This is a genomic window from Thermococcus sp. (genome assembly GCF_027023865.1).
Lineage (GTDB): Archaea > Methanobacteriota_B > Thermococci > Thermococcales > Thermococcaceae > Thermococcus.
Window position 1 is genome coordinate 62,880 of the sequence record NZ_JALVUC010000025.1, and the last position, 23,312, is coordinate 86,191.

Annotated in this window: 22 protein-coding genes; 16 read left to right on the forward strand and 6 right to left on the reverse strand. The window is 53.0% G+C overall.

Annotated elements, in window-relative coordinates; all coding sequences use genetic code 11:
- Positions 1 to 300 precede the first annotated feature (300 nt).
- The gene (speD, locus tag MV421_RS09935; protein ID WP_297418775.1) at positions 301 to 717 is read right to left on the reverse strand and encodes an adenosylmethionine decarboxylase; all 417 of its coding nucleotides are present in this window, start codon (positions 715 to 717) and stop codon (positions 301 to 303) included.
- Between the two features lie 343 nt (positions 718 to 1,060).
- On the opposite strand from speD, the gene MV421_RS09940 reads away from it, so the two are divergent.
- The 15 genes from MV421_RS09940 to MV421_RS10010 all read left to right on the forward strand — a co-directional run bounded on the left by MV421_RS09940 (position 1,061) and on the right by MV421_RS10010 (position 15,877).
- On the forward strand, positions 1,061 to 1,975 hold the full coding sequence (locus MV421_RS09940) for a protein translocase subunit SecF (protein ID WP_297418651.1): 915 nt from the start codon (positions 1,061 to 1,063) through the stop codon (positions 1,973 to 1,975).
- Positions 1,972 to 3,492, forward strand: coding sequence for a preprotein translocase subunit SecD (locus tag MV421_RS09945; protein WP_297418647.1), 1,521 nt, complete (start codon positions 1,972 to 1,974; stop codon positions 3,490 to 3,492). The genes MV421_RS09940 and MV421_RS09945 overlap by 4 nt, the downstream gene beginning before the upstream one ends.
- A complete protein-coding gene (locus MV421_RS09950) occupies positions 3,492 to 4,184 on the forward strand; it encodes a TrkA family potassium uptake protein (RefSeq protein WP_297418646.1) in 693 nt (230 codons plus the stop codon). Before MV421_RS09945 ends, MV421_RS09950 begins: the two co-directional genes overlap by 1 nt.
- A gap of 147 nt (positions 4,185 to 4,331) precedes the next feature.
- Positions 4,332 to 4,643 (forward strand): V-type ATP synthase subunit H, encoded by a 312-nt coding sequence (locus MV421_RS09955; protein ID WP_297418643.1) that lies wholly within the window; start codon positions 4,332 to 4,334, stop codon positions 4,641 to 4,643.
- A 1-nt stretch (position 4,644) separates the two neighbouring features.
- Complete coding sequence (locus MV421_RS09960; protein WP_297418640.1) at positions 4,645 to 6,618, forward strand: V-type ATP synthase subunit I; 1,974 nt, start codon at positions 4,645 to 4,647, stop codon at positions 6,616 to 6,618.
- 15 nt (positions 6,619 to 6,633) lie between these two features.
- Positions 6,634 to 7,119, forward strand: coding sequence for a V-type ATP synthase subunit K (locus tag MV421_RS09965; protein ID WP_297418637.1), 486 nt, complete (start codon positions 6,634 to 6,636; stop codon positions 7,117 to 7,119).
- A 38-nt stretch (positions 7,120 to 7,157) separates the two neighbouring features.
- The gene (locus MV421_RS09970) at positions 7,158 to 7,769 is read left to right on the forward strand and encodes a V-type ATP synthase subunit E (protein ID WP_297418634.1); all 612 of its coding nucleotides are present in this window, start codon (positions 7,158 to 7,160) and stop codon (positions 7,767 to 7,769) included.
- A 5-nt stretch (positions 7,770 to 7,774) separates the two neighbouring features.
- On the forward strand, positions 7,775 to 8,875 hold the full coding sequence (locus MV421_RS09975; protein ID WP_297503988.1) for a V-type ATP synthase subunit C: 1,101 nt from the start codon (positions 7,775 to 7,777) through the stop codon (positions 8,873 to 8,875).
- Positions 8,872 to 9,180 carry a V-type ATP synthase subunit F gene (locus MV421_RS09980; protein WP_297418629.1) on the forward strand — a complete coding sequence of 103 codons (309 nt, stop codon included), beginning with the start codon at positions 8,872 to 8,874 and terminating at the stop codon, positions 9,178 to 9,180. Before MV421_RS09975 ends, MV421_RS09980 begins: the two co-directional genes overlap by 4 nt.
- 5 nt (positions 9,181 to 9,185) lie before the next feature.
- On the forward strand, positions 9,186 to 10,943 hold the full coding sequence (locus MV421_RS09985) for an ATP synthase subunit A (RefSeq protein ID WP_297518306.1): 1,758 nt from the start codon (positions 9,186 to 9,188) through the stop codon (positions 10,941 to 10,943).
- 5 nt (positions 10,944 to 10,948) lie between these two features.
- Positions 10,949 to 12,337, forward strand: coding sequence for an ATP synthase subunit B (locus tag MV421_RS09990; protein ID WP_297503191.1), 1,389 nt, complete (start codon positions 10,949 to 10,951; stop codon positions 12,335 to 12,337).
- A 27-nt stretch (positions 12,338 to 12,364) separates the two neighbouring features.
- Positions 12,365 to 13,018 (forward strand): V-type ATP synthase subunit D, encoded by a 654-nt coding sequence (locus MV421_RS09995; RefSeq protein ID WP_297418620.1) that lies wholly within the window; start codon positions 12,365 to 12,367, stop codon positions 13,016 to 13,018.
- Between the two features lie 97 nt (positions 13,019 to 13,115).
- A complete protein-coding gene (locus tag MV421_RS10000) occupies positions 13,116 to 13,883 on the forward strand; it encodes an MBL fold metallo-hydrolase (protein WP_297418774.1) in 768 nt (255 codons plus the stop codon).
- Positions 13,884 to 13,893: 10 nt separating this feature from the next.
- Entirely contained in the window at positions 13,894 to 14,661 is a 768-nt protein-coding gene (locus tag MV421_RS10005; protein ID WP_297418773.1) for a methyl-accepting chemotaxis protein, read from the forward strand.
- 1 nt (position 14,662) lies between these two features.
- Positions 14,663 to 15,877, forward strand: coding sequence for a DHHA1 domain-containing protein (locus MV421_RS10010; protein WP_297418617.1), 1,215 nt, complete (start codon positions 14,663 to 14,665; stop codon positions 15,875 to 15,877).
- Here the strand turns inward: MV421_RS10010 and MV421_RS10015 are convergent.
- From MV421_RS10015 to MV421_RS10035, 5 genes are read right to left on the reverse strand one after another with little or no spacing between them, the layout of a single operon-like run.
- Entirely contained in the window at positions 15,872 to 16,726 is an 855-nt protein-coding gene (locus MV421_RS10015) for an ATP-binding protein (protein WP_297418613.1), read from the reverse strand. The two genes, MV421_RS10010 and MV421_RS10015, sit on opposite strands and share 6 nt — an antisense overlap.
- Before the next feature lie 31 nt (positions 16,727 to 16,757).
- On the reverse strand, positions 16,758 to 17,447 hold the full coding sequence (locus MV421_RS10020; RefSeq protein WP_297418772.1) for a hypothetical protein: 690 nt from the start codon (positions 17,445 to 17,447) through the stop codon (positions 16,758 to 16,760).
- Between the two features lie 31 nt (positions 17,448 to 17,478).
- On the reverse strand, positions 17,479 to 18,396 hold the full coding sequence (locus MV421_RS10025; protein WP_297418611.1) for a radical SAM protein: 918 nt from the start codon (positions 18,394 to 18,396) through the stop codon (positions 17,479 to 17,481).
- A gap of 47 nt (positions 18,397 to 18,443) precedes the next feature.
- Positions 18,444 to 19,145, reverse strand: a complete 702-nt coding sequence (locus MV421_RS10030) for a dihydroorotate dehydrogenase electron transfer subunit (RefSeq protein WP_297418608.1) — start codon at positions 19,143 to 19,145, stop codon at positions 18,444 to 18,446.
- Positions 19,129 to 20,352 (reverse strand): dihydroorotase, encoded by a 1,224-nt coding sequence (locus MV421_RS10035; RefSeq protein ID WP_297503188.1) that lies wholly within the window; start codon positions 20,350 to 20,352, stop codon positions 19,129 to 19,131. Before MV421_RS10035 ends, MV421_RS10030 begins: the two co-directional genes overlap by 17 nt.
- 386 nt (positions 20,353 to 20,738) lie before the next feature.
- Here MV421_RS10035 and MV421_RS10040 point away from each other — a divergent pair, with 386 nt between their 5' ends.
- The gene (locus tag MV421_RS10040) at positions 20,739 to 23,225 is read left to right on the forward strand and encodes a CGP-CTERM sorting domain-containing protein (RefSeq protein ID WP_297518309.1); all 2,487 of its coding nucleotides are present in this window, start codon (positions 20,739 to 20,741) and stop codon (positions 23,223 to 23,225) included.
- Positions 23,226 to 23,312 lie beyond the last annotated feature (87 nt).

Sequence of the window (23,312 nt, forward strand, 5' to 3'; positions counted from 1 at the left end):
TTTGAGGGGTTGAAGGTTAGGTCATAATAGTAATGAAAAGTAACTAAAGGGGGTGATTCCGTGGTGGCGGGGGTCAAGAAGAGAACCCAGGATGGACAAGGTACTCCACGAAAGAATTCCAGAGAGGAACGTCGTCCTCCTCAGCGGCGGTAGTTTAGGTAGGGGAATTTGGTAGGATTCGGCTGGGACGTCAAGAGGTGCGAGGAGGAGAACCGCGAGCTCAATGCAAAGCTCAAGAACGTTAGAGAGATACTCACCGACATGCTGAAGAGGAGGAAATAGAGAAGTCGCTGTGACTTCCTAGTTCTTTCCATTTCTTCTGAGTGCCTCTTCCCATGTCATTATCATGTGGGTATAGGTGTCGTCGTCCTCGTATATACCACGCTTTATCTCTGAAACGTGGGAGTATTTAGCCCCTATCTGTTCTAAGAGGTAGTCAAGCGCACCCTCAGGGTCTGCTTTCGTACCGCAGGTGTAGACGTCTATCGCCGCGTAGCCGTTCTCCGGCCAGGTGTGTATTGAAAGGTGGCTCTCGGCGACGACCACCATACCACTAACGCCAGTTGGTGAGAACTTGAAGAAATGGGTCATCTTAACTTCCATCTTTCCGATCTTTGCCGCCTCGAGGAATATCTCCCTGAGCGTTTTAGCATCAGCGAGGATATTGGGGTCGCAGCCCGCAGCCTCAACAACGTAGTGGAATCCTATCGTCTCTATCTCACTCATGGCTCTCACCTCCTGCTGTTCCTATTACGAACCCTTTTTAAAGTTAAGCCCTGAAGCGGAGAGCCGTGAACGGGCCGTTTTTGTGTTGAACTGTTTTGAATCAGCCTGTAATGAATTGAACAGAAATTTAGCGGCTGTTACTGGAATTTTTCAAAAGCACATGACTAAAACCATTTTTCGACCAATGCCCGAGCTATGTTCTATCTTAGAAGGGTCGTACATGCTCCACTCAATAACACTCATCGATGGCCACCTCTGGCGGTGAACCGCTAATCTTAAAACCGCTCCCCCCAACTAACGACAAGTCGGCTAAAACTAACGACGGGGTGAACCTATGTCAAAGCCCAAGAAGAAATCAAAGCTCCCTGTTGCCAAATCTGTCAAGGCAAAGGAGCGAGAGAAACTCCGTTTTCTTTCAAGGATGGACTACAAAAAGATGATAACCTATCCCCTGATAGTGTTTGTAGTGGCGCTGCTTCTCCTCGCGGTTCACTTTCCAACGCTGGGAATAGATCTGCGTGGTGGGGTTGTCGTCACCGCCTACGGTGTCCACGCCAATCCAGACCAGCTTACAAAGGAGCTTAGCAGGGACCTCGGCATTGAGATTAATGTTGAGAGCTTCAAAAGCATTGAAACGAGTGGCGTGAGGATATACGCTCCAATCGGAACCAGCCCGGGGAAGATAATTAACCTAATGAAAGAGAAGTATCCCAACGCAAAGTACACACACAGCGAGGTTCAGCCGACCTTTGGAAAAATAGCCCAGAAACAGGGAATAAAGGCAATAGTCCTTGCATTTCTCGGAATGGCCGCGGTAGTATTCCTGTTTTTCAGGGATCCGATTCCATCGATGACCATCATCTTCTCGGCCCTCTCCGACATGACCGTTGCCGTGGCCCTCATGGGGGTATTCAGGATAGAACTTACAACCGCAACGATAGCGGCGCTGCTGATGCTCATAGGTTACACGGTCGACAGCAACATCCTCCTGACAACAAAGCTCCTCAGGAGGAAAGAAGACACGATTGAGGACGCCTACCTCTCGGCGGTCTCGACGGGATTCACCATGAGCACCACAACCCTTGGAGCGCTCTTCGTCCTCTGGCTCATCTCCACCAGTCAGACCATCGACAACATAGCGATAGTCCTCATCTTCGGTCTCCTGACTGACTTCATGAACACGTGGGTTCTCAACGCCGGTGTTCTAAAGTGGTACCTCTCAAGAAAGCCCCGGGGGGGTAGGGCATGAACAGAAGAACGAAAAAGCTCCTCACAAACTGGAGGATTATACTCCTCATACTGTTCCTCACAGGCTCGATAGCCACCCTTGCGCTCAAACCACTCACATACGGTATAGACATAGCCGGTGGTGTGGCCCTCGTCGCCCAGACCGAACACCCGGTCAACAGTGATACAATGCAGATAGTCGTCACCTCGCTCCAGAAGAGGCTTAACACCCTCGGGCTGAGGGACATAACCGTCGAGGCTCAAGGAAACCAGATAGTCCTCATCAAGGTCGCCAACGTAACAGAAGAAGAGGCCAATCAGATAAAGGAGGTCATAGAGAAACAGGGTGTCTTCTACATGGAGTTCAATGGAGTCATCTTTGGAACTGGTAAAGACGTTGAGTACGTTGGAATCTACCAGATAAAGCCCGACAATACCTGGGCGGTTCCATTCAGGATTTCAAAAGCCGCCGCCGAAAAGTTCGCTGAGCTTGTCAGAGGAAAGCCAGGATGGCCCGTTGACATGTTCCTTGACCCGCCGGTTAACTCCCTCCTCGTGGTCTCAAGCAAGGTTTATCACCTCATGAACAGCACGGAGTTCAACGCCCAGGCACCAAACGCACCCACGCTCCTCGATAGGATTGAGAAAGCATTCAACATAAGCGCCGTTATCTACTCAAATCAGAGTGCTGGGGAGATAGCCAAGCTCGCCCAAGGCAAGCAGAAAGTTGTTCTGATAGACGTTCCTCAAAGTCTTCAGAAGGAGCTTGAATCCCTCAACATCACCGCCACCTACATCCAGAGGGGACCCGGTGAGAGCGACTACTCCCTCATAGTCAAGGCACTCGGCCTCTACGGACCCTACGCCGTTGGCAAGGGACTTACAGTTGGAAACCCCCAGCAGGACGTTCAGATAAGCGGAAGCGCCTCCAACAGGGTGGCCGCGGAGCAGGATGCAAACACAATCTACACCGTTCTCAAGAGCGGTTCGCTTCCGGTGAAGCTCAACGTCGTTGGAATGCAGTATATCTCCCCAAGCCTTGGAGAAAACTTTAAGAACCAAGCGTTCTACGCCGGAATCGGTGCACTCCTGACGGTTTTAGCGATAATATACCTCCACTACAGGAGGTGGAAGATAGCCATACCCGTCGCCAGCACGAGCCTCTTCGAGGTCACTATCATCCTTGGGTTCGCGGCCCTCATAAAGTGGAACCTCGATCTACCAAGCATCGCCGGTATCATAGCGGCAATAGGCACTGGAGTTGACCAGCAGGTTGTCATAACTGACGAACTACTCAGCGGCGACAGGAGCACTAGGATAGCTAGGCGCTCAAGCATCTTGAAGAGGATGGGAAGGGCATTCTTTGTCATATTCGCGTCGGCAGCGACCACTATAACCGCTATGAGCTTCCTACTGGTGTACTTCGTCGGAACGCTCAAGGGATTCGCATTCACGACGATACTGGGAGTCCTCATTGGAATACTCGTCACCAGGCCGGCCTACGCCGAGATAGCCAAGTACCTGATCGGTGAGGATTGATGTTCGTCGTGATAATGGGCGCGGGAAGGGTCGGCTTCCTCGTTGCCAAGATGCTTGAGGCAGACGGCCACGACGTCACCATAATTGAGATGAACAAGGAGAGGGCCAAGGCCCTTTCCCTTCTCATCAACGGGCTGGTTATCGAGGGCGATGCAACAGACCCGAAAACGCTGGAGGAAGCGAACATAAAACAGGCCGATGCATTCGCCGCTTTAACTGGAAAAGACGACGCGAACCTACTCGCTTGCATCCTGGCCAAACACCTGAACCCCAAGGTCAGAACCTCACTCAGGATAGGCAATCCCAAGAACAGGATGATATTCGAAGAGGTAACAGACCTCAAGAGGTACTTCGACTTCGTTATCTCACCTGAGGAGATAGCGGCTGAGTACATAAGCAGGAACATAACAACGCCGGGCTTCAACAGGGTGCTCTTCCCGAAGGAAGGAGCGGAAATAGTCAAGTTCAACATCGATGAAGCGAGCGAGATAGCAGGAAAGCTTGTGAAAGACCTGAAGCTCCCGAGGGACTCACTCATGGTGGCAGTTTACGATGAGAAGGGCAACCTCATAATCCCCTCTGGCGATACAAAGTTACCCGAGAAGGGTCAAGTCATAATATTCGCTAAGAACAGTGCCCTGAACGGCATCAAGGATTTACTTGAGAGGAGAAAGGAAAAGGAAGGGGGTTGAATACCCAAATATTTTTCACTATTGAATTTTTTAACCTCATGTTTCTTTCTGGATGTGGTTTAGAAAGCAAAAACTATTTAAAGAGATTAGGATAGCCAAAATCGACGTGGAAGGGTAACCTGTTTTAGGATCATTGGGGGGCTAATCATGGAAGACGTCATCAAGCAGATTGTTGACGCGGAACGGGAGGCAGAGGAACGCATTGAGAAGGCCGAGGTCGAAGCCAAGGAGATAGTCCTCAAAGCAAGGGAGGAGGCCAAGCTAATTGAGAAAGAAGTCATCGAAAACGCCGAGAAGGAAGCCGCAGCCCTAGTTGAGAAGGCCCGTCTTGAGGGTAAGGAGGAGGCCAAGAAGGTCCTTGAAGAGGGCGAGAGGGAGATTCAAAACCTCAAGGTTAAGGCCACCAACAACCTTGAGAACGCCATCTCCGCAGGTATAGCACTCGTGAGAGGGAGCTGAGATGTTCCGTCCCGAGGAAATGGTAAAGATCGAGGTAATAACACTCAACCGCTACAAGGATACTCTCCTCACCTACCTCCACGAGAACGGAGCAGTGGAGGTAAGGGACCTGAGGGTCAGGGTAGCCCAGAAGGACTCGCCCAGCGAGTACCACAGGAAGGCCGCATCATACAGCATAACGATTTCAAGGCTCGTTGACTTCCTTAGGGAATACAGGAAGAAAGGCAAAGGAGGTATAAAGGAGTTCATATCCCCACCAGAGAGGCCCAAGAAGAAATACCGTTATGAGGGCATCGAGAATCTCATAAAAGAAGTTGAAGGTTTCCTCTTCCGGGTAGAACCTGAGGTCAAGGCCGCCGAGGGCAAAATCAACTCCACCCAGGCGGAGATAGACAAAATCAAAGAAGGCATGGAAATTCTGGATCTACTGTCTTTTCTCAAAGTTGACGTTTCATACCTCCGTTCCACGAACATGCTCGAGGTAGTCGTCGGTACGATAGACAGAAACAGGTTTAAGCCCCTTGTTGAGGAAGTTCAGAAGGCCACAGAGGGGAGAACAGTTCTTGTATCCAGGAACTTCAAGGACAAGGTTTTGGTAGTCTTCGTCTTCCTCAAGAGGGATTATGAAAAGTTCAACCCGGTATTAGCCAAGTACTCCCTTGAGAGGATCGAAATCCCGGAGGGAAAGGGCACTCCAAAAGAACTCATCCGCGAGTACGAGGAAAAACTCAGGACAAAGGAGAAGGAACTTGAACAGGCCAAGAAGGATGCGGAAACCCTGGCGGAGAAGTACTACGACGACGTTGTATTCTATCAAGAGCTCATGGAGAACGAGCGCGACAAGTCGGCGGTCTTGCCAATGCTTGCGAGGACCAACATAACCTTTGCATTAACCGGCTGGCTCCCAAGGGTCAACGTTCCAGAGGTTCTGGGGGGTATTAAGAGGATCACCGAGGGGAAGGCTTACATCAACATCCGCGAGCCGAGGGAAGATGAACTGGAGGACATACCGATAAAGCTCAACAACCCCGGCTGGGCGAAGCCCTTCGAGATGCTCACCGAGATGTACGGCGTTCCAAAGTACGACGAGATAGACCCGACTCCGATAATAACCTTCACTTACTCGTTCTTCTTCGGGTTCATGCTCACGGACTTTATGTATGGTCTCATCGTCGGCCTGGTAGCGGCCCTTCTCGTCAAGGGGCACAGGAAGTTCAACGACGGCACCTACAAGTTTGCCTACACACTCCTCATAAGCTCGTTCTTCACGATGTTCATGGGTGCAATATTCGGCAGCTACTTCGGCAACGCACTTGATTTGGCTGGCTTCCACGTCCCGCGCGTCTGGGACACCTTTGAGAACGCGCTCATAGTACTCCAGCTTGCACTGGCAATAGGTCTCGCCCATCTCTTCACCGGTTATACCATAGGGTTCACAGTTAAACTTAAGAACGGCGACAAGAGGGGTGCCATCTTAGATCAGCTTTCCTGGATGCTTATCATACTTGGAATAGTGGTTCTCGCCCTCGCAAGCGGCAACCATAACGCCAAGCTAACCGGGGAGGCTCTCTTCGGAATCGGTCTGCTGCTCTTCGCGGTGGGTGAGGTGATCAACAACAAGGGACTGGCAGCACTGCTCATAATCTCAGACTTCTTCGGCTTCGTCGGTAGCTGGCTCAGCTACGCAAGGCTGATGGCGCTCGCACTGGCAACCTCGGGAATAGCCATGGTCGTAAACATCCTCGTTCAGATGATATGGGGCTTCAAACTCCTTTACATCGGCCCCATAATCGGCGTCATACTGTTTATAGGCGGCCAGCTGTTTTCGGTCGCCATCAACTCGCTCGGAGCCTTCGTTCACTCGCTCCGTCTGCAGTATGTTGAGTTTTTTGGAACGTTCTACTCAGGTGATGGAAAACCCTTCGAGCCTTTCAAGGCGAAAAGAGAAGTTTCCGAACTGGAGCTTGAAGCTTAAGGAGGTGCAGGAAGGATGGATCCGATAGTTTACGTATCCCTTGGAGCCGCACTTGCGGCCGGTCTTGCCGGAGCCGCCTCGGCCTTCGGTGTTGGTGTGGCAGGTGCAGCGGCTGCTGGAGTCGTTGCCGAGGACGAGAAGAACTTCAAGAACGCCCTAATACTCGAGGGCCTGCCCATGACCCAGAGTATCTACGGGCTGATTACGCTGTTCCTCATCCTGATGGTCTCGGGAATCCTCGGCGGCGGCTTCAAGTTCACCGCCAACAACCCGGACAACATAGTCAAGAGCGCCATACTGCTCGGTGCCGGCCTCACCGTCGGCCTCACCGGCCTCTCGGCCATACCTCAGGGTGTCATAGCCAGCGCTGGAATAGGTGCCGTCGCCAAGAACCCGAAGACCTTCACCCAGGGAATCATCTTCGCGGCAATGGCCGAGACTATGGCCATCTTCGGTCTCGTCGGCGCGCTGATAATGATCGTCACTGGAGTCGGCTTCTGACTCCACCATCTTTCTTTGATTCCAAAGGAGGAAGGAGGATGGAAGGGGCAGAGCTGATCATCCAGGAGATAAACAGGGAAGCGGAGGAGAAGATACAGTACCTTCTCAGTGAGGCAAGGGAAGAAGGCAAGAAGATAAAGACCGAGGCACGGGAAAGGGCCGAGGCAAAGGCGGAGTGGATACTCCGGAAGGCAAAAACCCAGGCGGAGATAGAGAAGCAGAGAATAATAGCCAACGCCCGCCTTGAAGTCAGGAAGAAGCGCCTACAGATTCAGGAGGGACTGATCAGGGAGGTCATTGAGGCCCTTCGCGAGAGGCTTGCCAATCTTCCAGAGGAAGACTACTTCCCGATGCTCGTGAACCTCACCGCCAGGGCAGTTGAGGAGCTTGGAACCGAGAGCATCGTCGTCCGCTCCAACGAGAAGACCCTTAACATCGTATCAGGAAAGCTTGGGGAGTTCAAGAAAGCCCTCACCGAGAAGCTTGGAAATCGAGTGGATGTCAAACTCGGAGAACCCGTGAAGACCATAGGCGGTGTTATCGTCGAAACCCCGGACGGAACCGTGAGGGTGGACAACACATTTGATGCCAGGATAGAACGCTTCGAGAGCGAGCTTAGGGCAGAGATAGCCAAGGCTCTCTTCGGGTGAGGAAAATGGAAGTCGGAGCGGTGAGCGGGATACTCGACACGACACTGGCACTGGTGTTCACATGGGTGGGCTACAAGACATCGTTGATTATCTACAAATACACACCATACTCCTATCCTAACGCGAGGATAAAGGCAATGGAGGCCAGGCTCCTGACAGAGCAGAGGTTCAACGAGCTTGCAGAGAGCGGAACTCTTCAGGACTTCGCGGTCAGTTTGGAGGATACAGACTACAGGAACTACTTCGTCGAGATCCAGAGCTACAACGTCGAATCCATAGAAAGGGCGTTTGAAGAGGCCCTCGCGGGAACCTACGAGATGATGGCTAAAATACTCCCCAAGAGGGTCAACCCGTTCTTCAAGCTACTCCTCGAGGAGTGGGACGTCAGGAACATCACGAGCGTCATCAAGGCAAAGTTCGCGGGAGAACCCGCCGAGGATTACGTAATGGAAATAGGGTTCATGTTCCCGAGAGCAAATGCCATAGCGGAAGCGAAGAGCATTGAAGAGATCCTGGTCATCCTCGAGGGCACTCCCTACGAAGAACCCTACCAGAAGCTCCTGCTGGATGAGATAGACGTCAGAACCTTTGAGACGGAGCTTTACAGGATGCACTACAGAAAGCTGCTCAACTATGCACTTTCGAAGAAGGACGAGGAAAGAACAATCCTAGAGGAGTTCGTCAGACTCAAAATAGACAAAATGAACATCCTGACGGTTCTAAGGGCCAAGGCTGCAAAGCTCCCTGCGGAGGAGATAAGACCCATGCTCATTCCCGGGGGAAGCATTAAGCTTGAGTCGCTGCTCCATGTTGAGGATCTCGGCATGGCCCTAGCTGAACTCGACTCAACGAAGTATGGACCCGTAATCAGGGACGTCAGGGAGGAAGTCGAGAGGGATCTTGGAGTTCTCGAGAAGGTCCTCAACGGCTACATACTCAAAAGGATGAACGAGCTTAACAGGTTCTACCCGCTGAGCGTCGCCGCTCCACTCGTCTACATCCTCCAGAAGGAGAGGGAAGTAAAGAAGCTCAGGGCGATAGCCAAGCTCATCAGCGACGGCCTTCAGCCGGAGAGAATAAAGGAGCTGGTGGGTGATGTCGCATGAAAATAGCGGTTCTTGGCGAAAGGGACACTGCCCTTGGATTCAAGCTTGCGGGTGCTCACGAGGTTTACGCCTTCGACAACACCCCGATTGAAATGGAAATGCTCAAGAACAAGCTTAAAGAGCTGGTAGAGCGGGACGACGTGGGTATCATACTGATAACCGAGGGCTTCGCCCGGAGGATTGAACTCCCGGAGGTTACGCTTCCAATCATCCTTCAGATACCGGATAAATCCGGTTCAAGACTTGGAGAGAAGACGATTAAGGAGATAGTCCGTAGGGCTATTGGTGTTGAGCTGAAGAGGTGAGGTAAATGGGAAGGATAATTCGCGTTACCGGTCCGCTGGTTGTTGCCGACGGAATGAAAGGCTCGAAGATGTATGAGGTCGTTCGTGTCGGAGAGATGGGGCTTATAGGAGAAATCATCCGTCTTGAGAGCGATAGGGCAGTCATCCAGGTCTACGAGGAGACCGCGGGTATAAGACCCGGTGAGCCGGTCGAGGGAACCGGCGCCTCACTCAGCGTTGAGCTCGGTCCAGGCCTCCTGACGGCCATGTACGACGGTATTCAAAGACCTCTTAACACACTTAGAGACCTGAGCGGCGACTTCATAGCGAGGGGTCTCACCGCTCCCGCTCTGCCAAGGGACAAGAAGTGGCACTTCATGCCAAAGGTTAAAGTCGGCGACAGGGTAGTTGGCGGAGACGTCCTCGGCGTAGTCCCCGAGACGAGCATTATAGAGCACAAAATCCTCGTTCCGCCAGGGGTCGAAGGTGAGATAATCGAGGTTGTTGAGGAGGGCGACTACACCATCGAGGAGGTCATTGCCAAGGTCAAGAAGCCGGACAGGAGTTTAGAGGAGCTTAAGATGTACCACCGCTGGCCTGTCCGTCTCAAGAGGCCCTACAAGAACAAGCTCCCACCGGAGGTTCCGCTCATCACCGGCCAGAGGACGATAGACACCTTTTTCAGCCAGGCCAAGGGTGGAACCGCAGCAATCCCCGGCCCGTTCGGTTCGGGGAAGACCGTCACCCAGCACCAGCTGGCAAAGTGGAGCGACGCTAGGGTTGTCGTCTACATCGGTTGTGGTGAGCGCGGTAACGAGATGACCGACGTTCTTGAGGAGTTCCCCAAGCTCAAGGACCCAAAGACAGGAAAGCCACTCATGGAAAGAACCGTCCTTATAGCCAACACCTCCAACATGCCCGTTGCCGCGCGCGAGGCCTCAATCTACACAGGGATTACCATTGCCGAGTACTTCAGAGATATGGGGTATGACGTCGCGCTCATGGCGGACTCCACATCAAGGTGGGCCGAAGCCCTACGTGAGATTTCCGGCCGTCTCGAGGAGATGCCCGGTGAGGAGGGTTATCCTGCCTATCTCGCCTCAAAGATAGCCGAATTCTACGAGAGAGCCGGTCGCGTTGTGACCATTGGGAGCGACGAGAGGATCGGTAGTGTCTCGGTCATTGGTGCCGTTTCACCGCCCGGCGGTGACTTCAGCGAGCCGGTCGTCCAGAACACCCTCCGTGTCGTTAAGGTCTTCTGGGCGCTCGATGCTGACCTCGCGAGGAGGAGGCACTTCCCGGCTATCAACTGGCTTAGGAGCTACTCGCTCTACGTTGACTCAATCCAGGGCTGGTGGCACAGCAACGTTGACCCGGAGTGGAGGAAGATGCGCGACCAAGCCATGGCCCTCCTCCAGAAGGAGGCCGAACTCCAGGAAATCGTCCGTATTGTCGGTCCAGACGCACTGCCCGACAAGGAGAAGGCGATACTCATCATCACCAGAATGCTCCGCGAGGACTACCTCCAGCAGGATGCATTCGACGAGGTCGACACTTACTGCCCGCCGAAGAAGCAGGTCACCATGATGCGTGTAATCCTCAACTTCTACGAGAGGACGATGGAGGCAGTTGATAGGGGCGTTCCGGTCGAAGAGATAGCCAAGCTCCAAGTCAGGGAGAAGATAGGCCGTATGAAGTATGAGCCGGAAGTCGAGAACGTTAGGGCACTCATAGACGAGACGAACGCCCAGTTTGAAGAGCTGTTTAAGAAGTACGGGGCGTGATGCTGATGCCGGGAATGGAGTACTCAACCGTTAGCAAGATTTATGGGCCGCTCATGATCGTCCAGGGAGTTAAGGGAGTTGCCTATGGTGAGGTCGTTGAAGTAGAGACCCAGAAAGGGGAGAAGAGAAAAGGACAGGTTCTTGAGGCAAGGGAGGATCTCGTGATAGTCCAGGTCTTCGAGGGAACACGCGATTTAGACGTCAAGAGCACGCGCGTCCGCTTCACCGGTGAGACCCTCAAGGTTCCAGTTTCAATGGATATGCTTGGGAGGGTATTCAACGGTATCGGTAAACCCATAGACGGTGGACCGGAGATCATCCCCGAGGACAGGAGGGACGTCCACGGTGCACCACTCAACCCGGTCGCGAGGGCCTACCCAAGGGACTTCATCCAGACCGGTGTCTCTGCCATAGACGGAATGAACACCCTCATCCGCGGTCAGAAGTTACCCATATTCAGCGGTTCCGGTCTTCCGCACAACATGCTGGCGGCCCAGATAGCAAGGCAGGCAAAGGTTCTCGGCGATGAGGAGCAGTTCGCCGTTGTCTTTGCGGCGATGGGTATCACCTACGAGGAGGCCAACTTCTTCAAGAAGAGCTTTGAGGAGACTGGAGCCATAGAGAGGGCTGTCCTGTTCCTCAACCTCGCCGATGATCCTGCCATCGAGCGCATCATCACCCCGCGTATGGCCCTTACCGTCGCCGAATACCTCGCCTTCGACTACGACATGCAGGTGCTTGTCATCCTCACTGACATGACCAACTATGCGGAAGCGCTCCGTGAGATTTCCGCGGCTAGGGAGGAGGTTCCCGGAAGGCGCGGTTACCCCGGTTACATGTACACCGACCTAGCGACCATCTACGAACGTGCAGGTCGCGTCAGGGGCAGGAAGGGTTCAATCACGCAGGTGCCCATCCTGACGATGCCCGACGACGACATCACCCACCCGATCCCGGATTTGACAGGCTACATCACCGAGGGCCAGACAGTCCTCAGCAGGGAACTCCACAGGAAGGGTATCTACCCGCCCATAGATGTCCTTCCGTCACTCAGCCGTCTGATGAAGGATGGTATCGGTAAGGGAATGACGAGGGAGGACCACCCACAGCTCAGCCAGCAGCTCTACGCAGCCTACGCAGAAGGCAGATCCCTTAGAGACCTTGTGGCAGTTGTTGGTGAAGAGGCATTGAGCGAGACCGACAGGAAGTACCTCAAGTTCGCGGACCGCTTTGAGAAGGAGTTCGTTGCCCAGCGCTACGATGAGGACAGGAGCATCTTCGAGACACTGGACCTAGGCTGGGAGCTTCTTGCGGAGCTTCCGGAGAGCGAGCTCAAGCGTGTCAGGAAGGAACACATCCTCAAGTACCATCCCAAGTACAGGAAGAGGGCTTAACGCCCTTCAAAATTTTAGGTGGTCGAAATGGCAGAGTTGCTCAACGTGAAGCCGACGCGGATGGAACTCCTGAACCTCAAGAGACGCATCCAACTGGCCAAGAAGGGACACAAGCTCCTCAAGGACAAGCAGGACGCCCTTGTAATGGAGTTCTTCACCATCTACGACGAGGCCCTTCAACTCAGGGAAGAGCTCGGAATGAAAATGGAGGAAGCTTTCAAAGCCCTCCAATCGGCCGAAATAGACGTGGGGACGCTCCACCTTAAGGAGATAAGCCTCTCGGTGAAGCCAAACAGGGAAGTCAACGTCAAGAAGAGAAACGTCATGGGCGTTCCGGTCCCGCTCATTGAGGCCAAATCATTCAGAAGGGGTGCAGAAGAGCGCGGATACGCGTTCGTATCAAGCTCGTCCAGGGTAGATCTCGCCGCCGAGAAGTTTGAAGAAGCACTTGACCTGACGGTTCGCCTTGCAGAGGTTGAGGAAACCCTCAAAAGGCTCGCAAAGGAGATAGAGACAACCAAGAGGCGCGTCAACGCGCTCGAATACATCATAATCCCACGCATGGAAGCCACCGTCAAATTCATAAAACAACGCCTCGACGAAATGGAGCGCGAGAACTTCTTCAGACTCAAGAGAGTTAAGGCGTTAATCGAGGCAAGGAACCGGGCTGAAGGTTCCTGAAGCCCAAGCCCTCTTTTTTCTCCAGACGTTTATGTAAGTGGTTGTGTAAGCAAATCACTTAAATATGGCTTTCTCGGAATCCTCTCATGTGGTGACGGTGGGAGAATACTTCATCGAAGCAGGCCTAGATCCAAGGAAGGGCCACGTTCTCTATAAAGACGAGGATCACATGGTGGTCTACCTCGGAACCCAGGAGGGAAGAGAGGAGATAGACATCAACAGTTACCTCATAGTCAGTGGGGGCAAGGGCATACTCATCGACCCCGGAGGATACAAGATATTTTCGAAAGTGCTCGCTAACTCCTCCAAATACATCGACCCTAGGGACATAGAGTACGTTTACATCTGCCACCAGGACCCGGATGTTGCCGGGAGCCTACCGCTATGGAGAGAAGTGAGCAACGCCAAAATACTCGTCCACTGGCTCTGGACGAGGTTTCTGCCGCACTTCGGTTTTGAGGACGCGGGGGCGGTTACATACCAGCTCCCCGACGAGGGGGAGAGTATGAGATTTGGTGCAACAACGCTGGAGTTCATACCAGCTCATTTTCTTCACAGTCCCGGGCACTTTACGCTGTACGACCACAGGAGCAAGTTTCTTTTCTCCGGCGACATAGGTATAGCCCTCCTCGATGAACCATACATCGTCGTTGACAGTATGGAAAGGCACATACAGGCGATGAAAGCCATCCATGAAAGGCTCATGCCAACGAGTGCCGCCATAAAACTCTGGCTTGGCCGCGTAAAGTACCTCGAGGTAGAAGCCATACTGCCACAACACGGTGCCATAATCCCCAAGAAGCACGTTGGAAGGTTCTTTGACTTCCTGGCCAACCTCAAAACGGGAATAGACGTCATGAGATGAGGTGGTGGGGGTGCAGATAAGGAGCATCGAGAAGGCATCGAGTGCACTGGCCCAGTCGGTGAGGATAAAAACCTCCAGTAGAGAGTCAAGCAAGATAATAGACGAGCTGGCAGACCAGATAAGCGGAAAGTTCATGAGGAACAACACGATAATTATCGAGAACATAGGCAAGCTCTCCCAGGTTATGAAGGAGATGGAACGCTTTCAAAAGGATTTCTTACCCTTTTTTCAGCGCTTTGAGGTCTTCGCCCGGGAGTTCAACATGCTGGTGGAAAACTTAGAGTACATATCAAGGATAAGCGATTCAATAGGCAGCGTGGCCAAGCAGACCAACCTTGTAGCCCTCAACGCCTCGATTGAAGCGGCACGAGCGGGGGAAGCCGGGAGGGGCTTCGCCGTTGTTGCCGACGAGATAAGGAAGATGGCGATTCAGACCATGAACCTTGCCCGGGAGATCAAGGACTTCAACGCAAAGGTCATGGAGCAACTGGACACACTGAGGGATGCACTCACGGTTATGGATAAGATAAAGGAGGGAACAGACGTCCTCGGGAGGGACATAGGAGCAATGGTGGAAATAAGTGCTGTTTTAAACGAGATATCCCGCAAGCAGGAGGGGATAGTCACCGACATCAAGAGGTTGAACGGTATAGCCCTCGCCCTCAGGAAGTTCGCGGACATGCAGGACCGCTACAACAAGGATATGGCCTCGCTACTGAGGATGATGGCCAGCGAATACGCGCGCGAGATGAAAGGATCGGAGGAGTGGGGTGGTTGAAGTGACCGAGCTTCTTTTCTACAGGGACCCGTACCTTAAGGAGACTACCTCAAAGGTGGTTGACGTTAAAAACCTCAGAAACGGTTTCGTTGAGGTCCTGCTTGACAGGACGATATTCTATCCCGAGGGAGGGGGCCAGCCCTCGGACAGGGGACTTATCGAGGGCAATGGATTTACCATCAAGGTGACCAAAGTTAAGAGCCGCGAGGATGTTTGGCACGAGGGAATCATAGAGGACAGGATTCCGGAAAAGGGGGAGGAAGTGAGGCTAAAGCTCGACTGGGACTGGAGATACGAGAACATGAAGAACCACACGGGTCAGCACATCTTATCTGCGGTTCTCAAGAGGCTTTATGACTTAGACACAACAGGGTTCCAGATATTCGAGGAACACAACAAGATAGAGGTCAATGGTAAACTCGACTGGAGTATGATAACAAGGGCTGAGATAGAGGCCAACGACATCATCAGAAGGGCCATCCCCATTGAGACTGAGGAGTTTAAGTACCTTCCTGAGGATATCGCCAAGACCCTTCGGAAGCACGTCAGCAAGGTCACGGACAGGGTGAGGATAGTAGAGATTGAAGGTGTAGACAGAACTCCCTGCGGCGGAACCCACGTTAGTAACACCTCCGAGATAGGGCTGATAAAGGTCCTCAGGTTCTACAGGAAAGCAAAAGGCCTCTGGAGGATAGAGTTCGTCTGTGGCAACAGGGCACTGAAAAAGCTCAACGGGATTCTCGAAGACTACTGGAGCGCCCTCAACGACATGCCCAACAAGAACCCACCCCTAACGGAGAGGGTAATGGAATTTAATGAAAATATCAAGGCACTTGAAGGGCAGATAGACGACCTTAGAAGGGAGCTGTGGCACTGGAAGGGCCGTGCCCTCATCGACAAGGCGGTAGAGATGGGGAACTACAACGTCTTCTCCCTCGTCGAGAAGTGGGAGATGAAAGACGCTCAAGCCTTCGCTATCAACTTCGTCAAGGAGAATCCCGGGTCGATACTCCTGCTTGCTGGGGAGAACTATGTTGTATTCGCCAAGAACGAGGAAGTCGATGTCTCGATGAGGAAACTCCTCAGGGAGGTCATAGAAGAGCTTGGGGGCAAGGGGGGCGGCACCGACAACCTCGCAAGGGGGAAGGTAGATGCGGAGCCTGAAGATGTCATAGAGGTCGCAAAGGACGCCCTCAGGAGAACCATTGGGCTATGAGCCTTTACCTTTTAACACCATCCCAGAGCAGGAAACGTTAAGCCCAAGTTTCCCAAAGACGGTCCTCCTCTGCTCCTCCGGAACTGAGGGCCTTTCAAGCTCCCTCTCGGCCCTCTCCCTGCTCATAAGCCCGTACCTCACAAGGGCCGCTATTCTTCGTTGTTCGAAGCTGTGGCCGTGTTTCTCCCAGTAAAGCTCAAGGGCCGGACCCAAAACCAGACAGTTAGTAGTGTACCCCGGTAGCTCCGGGAACCGGAAGGGGAGCTTTTTCAGGATTTCAAAGCGCTCCTCCTCCGTCATCATTGAGAGGAGTCTTACCTGGGTTATTCCCCCGGACATTTTCTTGTAAGGATGGTGGCCGAAGGGAAGCTCATGGCCGGTTATGATGTAGTGGTAATTGTTCTTCAACGCGTACTTCCTAAGCTTCTCCATCATCCTTTTGGAGCAGGCTCTACACGGGCTTTGGGCCTTGAGAAGGGCCTCGCGGAAGATGTACAAGTAGTCGTATTTGAGGAGCTTGAACGGAACTCCAAGGTGCTCTGCTATTCTTTCCGCGTTCTCTATGGCCTCCTTTGCCATGAGTCCGTGGTCTATCATCACCGCCTCGAGTTCAGGGATTTTGTAAACTTCCTTCGCGAGGTATAGGGCCACAACACTGTCCTTTCCGCCGGAGTATGCGACAACCGCCCGATTAACGTTTTTCATAAGCTCATCTAACTCCTTGCGAACGGCGTTTCTATCGATTGGATGTCTGAGGTAGACTTGGCACTCCCGGCAGAGGGGCCTCCCGTTGATTACGTCGATCTTCGCGGTCCTCTCGTCGTGAACGCAGAGTGAGCACTTGAGCATGGTGGAAGAAAAGGGGAGACGTTTAAAAAGGTTATTTGCGCGTTTTTGATGTCCTTGGGAGGAGCTTTTCAGGGGCTTTTTTGACTGCCTCGACTGTCTTGTCCGCCTTGGATTTGCCCTTCCTAATCGTGAAGAAGCCAACGGTTGCTATGGCGTTCCTAAGGAGAATTCCGCGGTTGTTCCTGGCAATGAACCATCCAAAGAGCAAGCCAAAGAGCAAGCCGGAAAGCCAAAGATAAACTATGAAGGTGTTGGCCCCAACCCCCGGTCGGATTGCAACGGAGAGGGCCTTGTACGTCAGTGCAAAGGCCAGAACAAGAACAGTCTCCAAAAGAAGCGAGAGTTCGGTTGCCCTGGCCACTACGCCGAGAACCTTTCCTCCACTATCCTGCTCCTTGATAATCCTTCTGTCATGCAGGCCGTAGACGAGGGTTCTGGTTACGTTGGCACCGCTCCTGAAGGAGAGGAAGCCAAAGATGGCCCCGATGATCCTCATCAAACTCCAGCCCCAGAGGGTGATGAACGCCCACAGCCCAACGGCGAGCCAAATGAGGGCGTGCAACCTCTCCCAACCTTTTTTCTCATTCTCCGGAAGGTCGAGACGGAGAACCGTTCTCCATGCCATCCCCGTAAGGCTCCCTACCGTCCTGGCGAAGAGCACCACTATGTTGAAGATGATGAACAGACTCAGCAGGAACAGCGATAATAACTCCGATAGCATCGTTACCACAGACAAAATAGGGCGGAAGGACTTAAACGGTTTTTCCGTCTTCCCGCTCACGCTTCATTGCAGGTGCAACGTCCCTTGCAACGCGCCTCGCGCCGAAGAGCGTTAGCGGGTCCATCGTCCTGTATACCGCGAGCTGACAGCCGCTTATCCTTACGTCAATGTATTTCTTCGCCTCCATCGCCACCTTCAGGAACTCCCTCACGCTCTCTGCCCTCTCAAAGTCGAGGCCAGCCTCCCTCAAGCGCTCAACGTTGAGTTCGTGGATAGTTAGAGGTTGAAGCATCATCTCATCTATTCCGAGCGAAGCGGCAAGCTCCGCTATCTTTGGAATATCCCCATCGTTTATTCCGGGCATGAAGATCGTCCTCACGACGGAGCGGGCGCTTTTGTCACATCCGACTATCCTTAGAGCGTTCATCACTGCGTTAAACGTGTCCGCGTTCGTTATCTTCAAGTGTTTTTCCCGTGAAGCGGCGTCGAGGCTTATCATCACGAGGTCAAAGTCAAGTTTGCTCCATAGCTCCTCCGTCAAGAGCGAACCATTTGTCTGGAGATCGAGCCTCGCCTTCGGAAAGCGCTCGCGGAGCATTTTATTGACCTCGACGATGCGAGGGCTGAGCAATGGCTCACCGTACTGGGAGACGGTTATCGCGTACGGGTCACTCCCGCCGTAGTATCCGGGTTTGGGAGCCTTCCCAAGCTTTACTGCGACGTTTGAGTAGCAGAATATGCAATCGTGGTTGCAGGCTGGGGTCAGCTCGTAGCTTGGGTGGTGGACTGGATTGGGGTTGCTTAAATCCAGTCCCTGGCAGCCCCTGCAGTGGGTAGGGAACTTCAAATCCATGACGAACTCCTTTAAAAGTCTCGCCTCCCTGTTCTCGAGCCTCCTCGGCTCGACGCCCATGCTCCTTGCAAACTCCTCCCAGCTCATCCTCTTCATTCTCTCACCGACCGGGACGGATTCCCGGGGTTTAAAAAGTTGACTGGTTAGAGGAGTCCCCTGAGCTGGGAACCGCTGAAGACCGGGCCGTCCCTGCAGACTAGATACTTCCCAAGGGAGCAGGATCCACAGACACCTATTCCGCATTTCATGTAACGCTCCGCGGATATCTGGACGTTTCTGTAGTCCATCGCCCGAAGAACGGCCTTCAGCATCGGCTCCGGACCGCAGGCGTAGACTTGGTCAAACTCATCCTTCCTCTCGGCCAGGACGTCGGTTGGAAAGCCCCTCCTCCCCAAGGAGCCGTCGTCGGTGGTTATAACAACCTCGTCGACGTAGTCCTCGATATCCATGAGAGCCAGCTCTTCCTTAGAACGAGCACCGTAGATAAGGGTTATCTCCTCAAAGCCCCCCCTGTAAGCCCTGGCCAAGGCATAGAGCGGAGGTATCCCTATCCCTCCTGCAACGAGGGCGACCTTCTTCCCCACGGGTTCAAAACCCTTTCCGTAAGGCCCGCGGAGCCACAGCCTATCACCGGGTTCAAGCTCGAAGAGCCTCGAAGTGAAGGATCCAACGCGCTTGACCACTATTAGGTCTTTCCACGCTAGGCTGAAGGGTTTCTCCCCAACTCCAGGAAGCCAGACCATGACGAACTGGCCAGGTGAGAAATCGAAACGCTTTTTCAGCCTGAAGGCCTTAACATCCCTTGCCGCGCTTAGAATCTCATCAGTCTCAACCATCGTGTACATCAAGCCTAACCCCCATAGGTTTTCCGATGATTTCATCGTCCTCCATAACCACCCTTCCGCGGAGGATCGTCATCACGACCTTTCCCCTGATTCTCTTCTCCTCCCAGGGGCTCCACCTCGCCTTCGTGTAAAAGTCTCCGGGTTTAACGGTCCACTCCTTGTTAAGGTCCACCACCGTAAAGGTGGCCTCCTCCCCAGCTTCAAAGTGGCGTCCAGTTATCCCAAAGATTTTCACTGGGTTGTCATGCATCTTCTCCACGATATCAAAGACCGTAATTAGACCCCTGTTCACGGCATCGAGGAGAAGCGCCACTCCAGTCTCCAGCCCCGGAATCCCTGCCGCGCCATCCTCCTTGTCCCCCAGAGTGTGCGGCGCGTGATCGCTCGCTATAATTGGGATCCTTGAAAAGTTCTCCCAGAGCGCTTTTCTGTCCCTTTCATCCCTGAGCGGTGGATAAACCTTGAGCAGGCGGTTCCTCTCGTAGTCTTTCTTCGTGAGGAAGAGGTGGTGTGGTGTAACTTCAAAGCTCACCCATGGCAGTCCCACTTCCAAGATGGTTCGTATTCCTTCCTCCGTGGAGACATGGCAGATGTTCAGCGGTTTTTTAAGTCTCTTAGCGGCTTCCAAAGCACGCTTTACCGCCGTGATTTCCGCCTTGGGCGGCCTCTCCGGGTCTTTCCTGATTACTCCTGGGTCTTCAGCGTGAACACTCACAATACCCGGAGAGCAGGAGTAGTCCCCCTCAAAATCCTTGGAAAAGATTCCTCCAGTGGATGCGCCCATGAAGATCTTGTAGAAGTCGGCCTTCGACTTTTCTGCCTCACCACAGTTTCCACTGAGGAGAAAGCCGATGGCGTAGTCTGTGTACGCTTTCTCCCAGAGGAGTTCCTCCCTCCTCTTAAAGGTCCGCGCGTCCATGACTGGGGGTTTCGTGTTGGGCATGTCAAAGACCGCTGTTATCCCCCCGTGAAGCGCAGCCTTGGATCCACTCTCAATTGTTTCTTTGTCCCTCTGCTCGAAATCCCTGAGGTGAACGTGCGTATCGACGAGCCCCGGAAGGATGAGCCTACCATGAAGGTCTATTACCCTTTCACCCTTCAGTTCACCTACAGAAATCTTGGAGATTACCCCATTGGAAATGCCAATTGAACCGTTCAGGATGCGGTTCCTAAAAACAAATTTACCTCTTAGGACAAGCTCATGCATAGTGCCCGCCCGCCGTTGAAGTGAATAACGTTTTAAACTTTTCTATGATTTCATAATGGTTAGTATGAGGGCATGGTTTTTTCAGATTTCTACAGCTCGCTAACTCGGTTGATCACGGAACATAATAGTTAATGAAGTCTTAATTAATGTTCCACCCCAAATAGCGTCGCAATTTTATATACAAACCCACGTGATCCTGTTAAAGGATAAAGAACGCCGAATACATCTTTTTACATTCTAGCACTTTTACAATAACGTAACCCTTAAATAGGCTCTCGCTGTATAAGTCCATGCCATTATACCCCGTAGATGGCAATATTGCCAAAAAGTGAAGGAGGCAATGGAGTATGAATCGGAAGGCTTTGGGATTGTTTGTTATGGGTTTGATGTTGTTTAGTGTTTTCTTAGTTTCCAAGCCTGCAAGCGCTGCCAGCACTCCTCAGGGCGATGTTCTTAAAATCGTCCAGCTGGCTTCGAGCAACAACCTCTTCATGGGTGTCTTCAACCCATCACCGAGTGGAATGACCGACGTTTACACCCTTAGAGTCTGGTACTTCCTCAACGACCCACCCTACGCGGTAGGCGCGGACGCCCAGTACCACAACTACAGGTGCCAGCTCGTCAGTGTCAAGTACAACGTCCAAGTCCCGAACGATGCTTACATCTGGAACGGGACTCAGAAGACTTGGGTTGACCCGTACGCCGGCAAGACTGCAAAGAGCGCAGTCACCTGGAAGTGCGGTCTCGGCCAGTGGGTTGATGGTCAACCCATGACCCTCGCAGACTTCATGTTTGACCTCGCCATGAACTTCGAGTGGGCCTACCAGAACGGTAAGAACGATAAGTACTACGACCAGACTTGGGGCAACGACCTCCAGCAGGTCCTCGCCCAGTTCTGGGGTATAAAGGTTAACAAGCTCACGAACGATTACGTCGAGTACACCATCTACCAGAACTACGTTGTTCCATACAGCGAGTGGGGAACCGCTGTTGGAAACCTCATGGAGTACCCGTCCATCCCATGGGAACTTTACAACGTCCTCAGTCAGGCCGTTGCCAACGGTGTTGGAGGGAAGAAATTCTCCTGGAGCCAGCAGCCGCAGAACGGTTACCAGCTTGACATGATAAGCCCGAGTCAGGCGCCATACTTCAAGCAGGAGGCTCAGTCACTCCTCAACAGCGGGACCATCCCAATCTGGCTGAGCACCCTCAAGCCTGTCCTCCAGAAGTGGGGCATAACAATGGACCAGGCAGGCATCACCGAGAGCCTTGCGAAGCAGGGTTACCAGGACGTCATCAAGTGGGTTGACAACTACAAGAACGTCATCATCAGTAACGGCCCGTACTACGTTGCAAGCTACAACCCGAAGGCCCTCACCGTGGTCCTCAAGCTCGCTGGCAACAAGAGGATTGGTTTCGCCACCGGTAAGATCAACGGCGTCCCAATCCCGTGGCAGCCGCACTGGAAGCAGGTCGACATTTACGGTACCGCCAACGCGCAGACCGCAATCCTCGCCGTTGCAAAGGGCGACTACGACTTCTACTGGTACGCTACCCCGTATACTCAGCTTTCTAAGGTCGTTCAGAACTACGGTCAGGACGTCAGCCTTATCAAGTCCATTGGCGTCTGGTGGGCGCTCGACCTGAACCTTGTCGGCAACCCGCAGACTGGTCTCGTTAACTCGACTGGTACCGTTAAGTTCAACCCGTTCGCCCTCCGTGGTGTTAGGTACGCCATGAACTGGCTCGTCAACAGGAACTACATCGTGAGCAACATCCTCCAGGGCGGTGGATACCCGCTCTACGGTCCTGAGGTTAGCGGTCAGGTTGACGCTGCCAAGAGGATTGACATTGTTGCGAAGGCCCTCGGCTTCACCCCGCAGGGTGATGAGCAGTACGCTATTAAAATGATCGACCAGGCTATGAACAAGGCTGCTCAGGCGCTTCAGGCCAAGGGTCACACCCTGAAGCAAGTCAACGGCAAGTGGGAGTTCGACGGCCAGCCGGTTACGGTCAAGGTTGTTGCCCGTGTTGAGGACCAGAGGCTTGACGAGGGCAAGTACATCGGCCAGCTTCTGCAGAAGGCTGGTTTTGACGTCCAGGTTCTGAAGTGGAGCAGGACCCAGGCGAACAAGGTTGTTTATGGTAGTAGCCCAACGACCCTTCAGTGGAACGTTTACACTGAGGGTTGGGTTAGCAGTGGCATTCAGCCGCTGAGTTCAATTGCCTGGGATTACTGGTTCTTTGACTACTACGTTGACCCGAACTGGGGTACCGCCTACAAGAACCCAATGACCATTAACGACCTTATTCAGACGGTTGCTAACGGTAACGTTAACAAGTTCATCCAGGAACTCAACCTCAAGTACTACAACACCCCTGCCAAGCTCAAGCCGCTTGAGGACTGGACCGGTTACGACCTCGCCATGGTGCTCGCGTACAACAGCTGGAAGGGGCCGGACAACATGACCGTCAGCATCAAGAACGCCAACCAGTTCTGGGATCTTTATGAGCTTGCTTACGGCACGCACATGCTGAACTCGCCGCGTGTTTACACTGTTGAGACCTGGAACTTCTTCCTAGCCAACAAGAAGAAGATTAAGGTTACAATGCCCGACCCGATCAGCGGTCTCGGAAGCTTCTTCGCAGCAAGGTCAGTCGAGCCGGTTACACAGCAGACCACCACTTCAAGCCCCACAACCACGACAACCACCAGCAGCCCCACAACCACGACAACCACCAGCAGCCCCACAACCACGACAACCACCAGCAGCCCCACAACCACCTCAAGCAGTGGACACAGCATCTGCGGTCCGGCTTTGATCGTCGCCCTTGCGGCACTCCCACTCCTCTTCCTGAAGAGGAGGGAGTGAGGCTTTTTCCTTTTCTCATTCTTTCTAAGTAATGTTCATTCTGACAAATGTGTGCATCCGTGCATTTTTTAGAGAAAACTATTTAAA